This window comes from Paenibacillus sp. FSL P4-0176 (assembly GCF_037975265.1).
Classification (GTDB): domain Bacteria; phylum Bacillota; class Bacilli; order Paenibacillales; family Paenibacillaceae; genus Paenibacillus; species Paenibacillus amylolyticus.
This window is the reverse complement of record NZ_CP150242.1, coordinates 5,252,142-5,258,389: the sequence shown is the minus strand read 5'-3', so window position 1 is coordinate 5,258,389 and position 6,248 is coordinate 5,252,142. Positions and strand designations below refer to the sequence as shown.

Genomic DNA, 6,248 nt, shown 5'->3' with positions numbered 1-6,248 from the left:
CTCAATAAGGAGGTGATTAGGTATGCATAATCGACTCATTGCAATCATTGGCGCAGGGGTGATGGGATGCGCCACAGCACTGGATGTCGCGAGGGCTGGTTATCGTGTAATTTTGCAGGATATTTCGGCGTCGGTCATCGAACACGCCCCTGATGTTATACGTCGTGAATATCGTTCAGCTTGCTTTCTGAAGCAAGGGTACGGTCAGGTGCCCCTGAATCAGATCATGGAACGAATCTCGTTCCAGACACAAGATGAAGGGGTGGAAGAGGCAAGTATCATTATTGAAAATGTAACCGAAAACCTGGAGTTGAAAAAGGAAGTTTACGCACGACTATACCACAAGGTTCGTCCGGATGCTTTATTTGCGCTAAATACAAGCTGTATTTCCGTGACAAAGCTCGCTTCATTTTTGCCTGAACCAGGTCGAGTCATTGGGGTGCATCTGATGAATCCGGTTCCCGTTAAATCCATGGTGGAGGTGATCAAAGGACATCATACAACACAGGGTACGGAACATGAGATGGTAGCGTTTTTGGAAACTCTTGATAAAAGTCCAGTTGTCATAGAGGATCTGCCCGGGTTTGTCTCTAATCGCCTCTCGCACTTGTTAATGAATGAAGCGGCGTACATTGTACAGGATGGAATCGCTACACCCGAGCAGGTGGACGCCATTATGAAGAAGGGCTTCAATTATCAGATGGGGCCGCTGGAGACGGCGGATCTGATTGGTCTGGATACGGTCGTGCATTCATTGAAAGTATTGTACGACAGCTATCAGGACCCCAAATTCCGATGCTGTCCGATGTTGCAGAAAATGGTTGATGCAGGACAGTGGGGGCGGAAGACGGGTCAAGGATTCTATGCCTACTAATGATGAAGGGTGGCATGACCATGGAAAAGCTCAAGGATATCAAGTGTATCGTTTGGGATCTGGACCACACCATATGGGATGGGGTTTTGCTTGAATCTGCAGATGTGCAACTGAAGCCGGGCTTAAAGGAGGTGATTGAAAAACTGGACCAGCGAGGTATTTTGCATTCTGTTGCCAGTAAAAATGATGCAGAGCTAGCTTGGGCGAAACTAAACGAACTGGGCATCGCCGAATATTTTCTGTATCCCGAAATCCATTGGGATGCAAAATCCGTCTCTGTTCAGCGGATTCAGCAGAACATTAATATCGGCATGGATGCCATTCTGTTTGTGGATGATCAACCTTTTGAACTGGAAGAAGTGCAAAGTGTACATGCTGACATCCAGGTACTTCATGCGGGTCAATATGAAACCATGCTTGATGACCCAAGGCTGATGCCCCGATTCATTACAGCCGACTCTGCGTGCAGAAGGCAGATGTACCAGGCGGATACACTCCGTAAACAGGCTGAGGAACAGTATGAAGGACCTTCAGAACAATTTCTGGCTACGCTTGGCATGAAATTTTCCATCTACGAGGCTACTGAGGATGATCTTCAACGTGCAGAGGAACTTACCGTCCGCACCAATCAACTAAATGCAACGGGAATTACCTACAGTTACGAGGAGCTGCATCAACTGATGACCTCGCAGGACCACATGTTATTGGTGTGTGAACTCGAAGACAAATACGGAACGTATGGCAAAATTGGGCTTGCACTTATTCACATGCAGCAGAAAGTATGGCGGCTAAACATGCTTCTGATGTCATGCAGAGTGATGTCCAGGGGAGCAGGGAGTGTACTGCTAACGTATATCATGCGTGAAGCTCAGAAGCAGGGCAAACAGATGCTTGCGGACTTCAGGGATACCGGAAGGAACCGGATGATGAATATCAGCTACCGCTTTGCCGGTTTCAAGCAGCAATCTGCAGATCAGGAAGGAAGAGTACTGTTTTATCATGATTTGCAACAGGCTGTAGAGTTTCCAGACTACATTGAGGTTTTAGTGCCCGAGGGGCAATATCAATAACAAGGGGGAAGGGCAGTGGATTATCGTCAGGAAATTCGGGAGTTTATCGGGAACAACCTCACCATGGATCATGAGGACACTCAAATTAATGATAATGACAATTATTTTGAGCAGCGGTTCGTCAATTCGCTCTTTGCGATGCGTTTGGTGGACTTTGTAGAGCGTAGATTCCAGATTGAGATAGCAAATGAAGATCTGGATTTGGCTAATTTCTGCACGATTAACCGTTTGCATGATCTTATTGAGAGAAAGTTGACTGAGAAGGAGGCGGCACTATGATTACAGCTAATCAGGCATCCATTCGTCCAGTCACAAGTCCGGCAACCAGCCCGTCCAACAAATATATGTATTTGTTTTTGGGAATTTCCTTTGGCACATGTTATGGAATCGCAAGTTTGTTCATGTTCTTTGCGGATTTTATTGTACCCATAACAGGTGAGTTAACCTTGATGCATCCACTTGCGATCGTTGCTCTGTATTCACCTTCCATTGCCGGATTAATTACATGTTATGTGATGGGCGGAAAGGAAGCATTAAAAGGAATGTTTATGAAGCTGGTTCCGCGCAGACAGGACCTGTTCTGGATACCGCTCATTATTGGAATTTCCATCATCTTTGCATCAACAATGCACTTTGGTTCCTTGTTATTCGGCATACCGGTCCCTGAACTGACATATAGTGTACCTGAAATGATCTGGTTGGGGATTGTGAATCTGATCAAGGAGACGGGGCTGATTGGTGGGCTGTTTGGCTGGATCGGATTTTTGCTTCCATTCTTGCAAGGGAAGTTAAAAAATAATATAACAAGTGGTCTGATTACCGGCCTGTTGTTCGGATTATGGGTGCTTCCGGGATACTTGATTTCCTCTTTTGGCACCTCAACCACTTACATATACTACGTTGTTCAGCTTATGGCATTTATCGTGTTCCAAAGTTATATCTTCAATGCAACCAAAGGTACACTTCTGTTTTATCTGCTTGCATTCTGGCTTGTGGCCACAGGAAGTCAAATTGATTTGTACTACTTTAATCCGCAAGTTCAAATTATGCAATTCTTCTTTTTTGCAATATCGGCTATTGTCATACATGTCATTTTCAAGCGTAAAAATGTGGATACTTCGCTTCAGACATTCCCTGCATATGTTCTGGAAAGAAAGTAAGCCTGGTTATGGTGGTGGATAAGTGATGGAACCGATCTATTTGGAGCAGCTACAAAAGGGGGAGGGAAACAGACAAATGGTCTGTTTTCCTTATCTCGGTGGCAACTCCAACAGTTTTCAGCCCCTAGTGCCTTACCTTCCTGACACGGAAATTTGGGCGTTTACGCCCCCGGGTCATGGTCTGAACACCGAAACACCCCTGGAGCATATGCAGCAACTCGTAGAACTGTATACCAGCAAGCTGCTGGATGTTATACAGCCCGGCAGTCTGTTATTTGGACATAGTCTGGGAGGAATTACAGCCTACTTCGTTGCGCAGCGCTTATGTCAGGAACGTCCAGATGTAGCTAAAACGCTACGGCTTGTGTTATCTGCCTGCAACACGCCTGATGAATGCGGGATGCAGAATTATGATCGGATGTCAGACGAAAATCTGATTGATCATCTGTTTTCCTATGAAGCTCTCCCGCAAGAACTGATACATGAAAAAGAATTATTGAATTATTTTCTGCCCGTCATCCGGGCGGATTTCAGGATGCTGGAATCTGCAGCAACGCTTGAATATGAGCCGCTCTCATTGCCGGTATTGTATCTGTGGGGAGAACGGGATCGTACTGTTACCCTTCAATCAGCGTTGAGATGGGGCCGATATTTTGGCACATCCATGAAGCTTCAAACCATCAAAGAGGGTGCTCATATGTTCATGATGCATCAACCTTCAACGGTGGCGCATTGTCTGACAAGCTTTATGACTCCAGATAAATAGGAACAACTTGTAGATGAGAGGAGCCATGTTCGTTTATGCTGCTACGAATGCTGAGAAACGATATAACGAGAAAAAAAGGGATTACGGCTGCGTTGTTTATTTTTGTACTGCTGGCCGCCTTGCTGGTATCTTCGGGGTCAAGAATGATTATGGAACTGACGAGTTCCATCCAATATCTATTTTCTGAATCCAAAACACCACATTTTGTGCAAATGCATGCCGGAGAACTCGATCAGGTCAAAGTGAATACATGGGCTGAAGAAAATGCCATGGTCCAGCAGCATCAGATTGTGGAAATGGTTAACATTGACGGCTCTAATCTGTTTCTCGGAGCAGAGTCCGAAAAGAACAGCGTTATGGACATTGACTTTGTTACACAGAATCAGGGTTTCGACTATTTGTTGAATCTGGACAGTGAGATTATTCAGGTGAACGATGGCGAGATCGCGGTTCCGGTATATTACATGCAGCAAAAAAAATTGAGCGTGGGCGACCAGGTTCGGATCGATAATGGTCAATTTGAGCGTTCTTACACCATCGTTGATTTTGTCCGTGATGCTCAGATGAATCCATCGGTTGTGCACTCCAAACGTTTTATCGTGAGTGCAGGGAATTTGCAAGAACTGAAGCAGAGCATCGGAGAGATGGAGTATCTCATCGAATTCCGGTTGACGGATCCCGGACTGACGAGTGAATTTACCCAGGCTTACCAAAATGCCGGACTTCCTAACGCGGGTCCAGTCGTAACCTATGGGCTTTTCCAAGTATTGAATGCCATGACCGACGGAGTCATTGCAGCCGTTATTATTCTGGTCAGTCTTGTGCTGATTCTGATCGCGATGCTCTGCATCCGATTCACGATGCTTGCGACCATCGAAGAGGATTATCGTGAGATTAGTGTCATGAAAGCGATAGGGATCGCAGAGAAGGATATTAAGAGACTGTATCTGATGAAGTATGTATTTATGGCCGGATTTGCATCCGTGCTTGGTTACATTGCATCACTTGGTGTTAACAAATTATTTGTTTCCAACATCATGTTGTATATGGGAAAAGCACCTGCAACCCTGTTGCATTTCGCGATTCCGTTATTAGCCGCTGGAATAATATTTGCCATGGTTGTTCTGTTCTGTCGAACGGTACTGCGGCGTTTTCGTTCCATCTCCGCGGTGGATGCTCTCCGTACCGGAAGCCTGGGCGATACACAGATCATTCGAAACCGGCTTAGTTTGTCCCGCAATCGCTGGTCTTCCGTACCTGTCTTTCTTGGTCTGAAGGAAGTGATACAGCGAATCAAGATGTTTCGATTATTGTTGTTCGTCTTTGTAGTCAGTTCATTTATCATGATTGTGCCGGTCAACTTCCTGAACACTTTGCAGGCGCCAAGTTTTATCTCTTATATGGGTGTTGGACAAAGTGATATTCGCATTGACTTGAGGCACACAGATGATGTGGAGCAGCGTTATGACAATCTGGTTGCCCAGATCCAAAATGATAAAGACATCAAAACCTATTCCCCATTGGTAACAAGCCAGTTCAAGATTAAAAATGCGGAAGGAAGTTACGACAATCTGAGTGTAGAAACTGGGGATTTCAGTATTTTCCCATTGTCTTATGTTAGCGGTAATGCGCCAACAACCGAGAATGAAATTGCGTTATCTGATGCCAACAGTAGCGAGCTGCACCTGAAGACTGGTGAGCAACTTACCTTGCTGGTTAATGGCAAGGACCAGATGATGACGGTCAGCGGAATATACCAGGACGTTACGAATGGTGGCAAAACGGCGAAGGCCTTATTGCCCTACAACAAGGATAGTGTGTTGTGGTACGTGGTCAGTTTGGATCTGAATAATCGCGGGGACATGGCTACCAAAATCGCTGAATATGAGGCGGCTTTCTCGCCAGCCAAAGTAACCGATCTTCAAGGTTATCTGGATCAGACATTAGGCGGAACCATCCAACAATTGAAAATGGTGACGATGCTGGCCTTGGTCATCGGTGTCTTCATATCTATTTTAATTACAGCGCTGTTCCTTCAGATGTTAGTAGCCAAGGACAACAACGACATTGCTGTACTAAGAAGCCTTGGGTTTGCCTTGTCTAAAATCAAGTTCAAGTATGTCGTGATGTCACTTGTCATATTAATCTTAGGGGTTGTTACTGGAACGATATTGTCCAATACGTTGGGTCCGTTGCTGGTTAGTGCCATTATGTCGACGTTTGGTGCTTCCAATATTGTTTTTGTTGTTAACCCGTTACAGGCATATATTTTGTGTCCATTGTTACTTGCAGGCACGATTGTACTAACAGCATGGATTAGCATCCAATCGATCAAGGAAACGAGCATATCCAAAATGATTGTCGAATAGGGAGGATCA

6 protein-coding genes are annotated in these 6,248 nt (G+C 45.3%); all 6 read left to right on the top strand.

The window, feature by feature from the left end; all coding sequences use genetic code 11:
• Nucleotides 1-22 precede the first annotated feature (22 nt).
• From MKY95_RS24540 to MKY95_RS24515, 6 genes are read left to right on the top strand one after another with little or no spacing between them, the layout of a single operon-like run.
• The gene (locus MKY95_RS24540; RefSeq protein WP_036668523.1) at nt 23-874 is read left to right on the top strand and encodes a 3-hydroxyacyl-CoA dehydrogenase family protein; all 852 of its coding nucleotides are present in this window, start codon (nt 23-25) and stop codon (nt 872-874) included.
• A 20-nt stretch (nt 875-894) separates the two neighbouring features.
• Nucleotides 895-1,944, top strand: a complete 1,050-nt coding sequence (locus MKY95_RS24535; protein ID WP_036668585.1) for an HAD-IIIC family phosphatase — start codon at nt 895-897, stop codon at nt 1,942-1,944.
• Nucleotides 1,945-1,959: 15 nt separating this feature from the next.
• Nucleotides 1,960-2,223, top strand: a complete 264-nt coding sequence (locus tag MKY95_RS24530; protein ID WP_017687156.1) for an acyl carrier protein — start codon at nt 1,960-1,962, stop codon at nt 2,221-2,223.
• Nucleotides 2,220-3,104, top strand: coding sequence for a hypothetical protein (locus MKY95_RS24525; RefSeq protein WP_017687157.1), 885 nt, complete (start codon nt 2,220-2,222; stop codon nt 3,102-3,104). Before MKY95_RS24530 ends, MKY95_RS24525 begins: the two co-directional genes overlap by 4 nt.
• A gap of 25 nt (nt 3,105-3,129) precedes the next feature.
• A complete protein-coding gene (locus tag MKY95_RS24520) occupies nt 3,130-3,870 on the top strand; it encodes an alpha/beta fold hydrolase (protein WP_036615200.1) in 741 nt (246 codons plus the stop codon).
• Nucleotides 3,871-3,917: 47 nt separating this feature from the next.
• Nucleotides 3,918-6,239 carry an FtsX-like permease family protein gene (locus tag MKY95_RS24515; RefSeq protein ID WP_339194807.1) on the top strand — a complete coding sequence of 774 codons (2,322 nt, stop codon included), beginning with the start codon at nt 3,918-3,920 and terminating at the stop codon, nt 6,237-6,239.
• Nucleotides 6,240-6,248 lie beyond the last annotated feature (9 nt).

What these genes read in the sequence shown, in the direction of transcription:
- MKY95_RS24540 (WP_036668523.1), top strand. Translation starts at nt 23, where the DNA reads ATGCATAATCGACTCATTGCAATCATTGGCGCAGGGGTGATGGGATGC.
- MKY95_RS24535 (WP_036668585.1), top strand. Translation starts at nt 895, where the DNA reads ATGGAAAAGCTCAAGGATATCAAGTGTATCGTTTGGGATCTGGACCAC.
- MKY95_RS24525 (WP_017687157.1), top strand. Translation starts at nt 2,220, where the DNA reads ATGATTACAGCTAATCAGGCATCCATTCGTCCAGTCACAAGTCCGGCA.
- MKY95_RS24520 (WP_036615200.1), top strand. Translation starts at nt 3,130, where the DNA reads ATGGAACCGATCTATTTGGAGCAGCTACAAAAGGGGGAGGGAAACAGA.
- MKY95_RS24515 (WP_339194807.1), top strand. Translation starts at nt 3,918, where the DNA reads ATGCTGAGAAACGATATAACGAGAAAAAAAGGGATTACGGCTGCGTTG.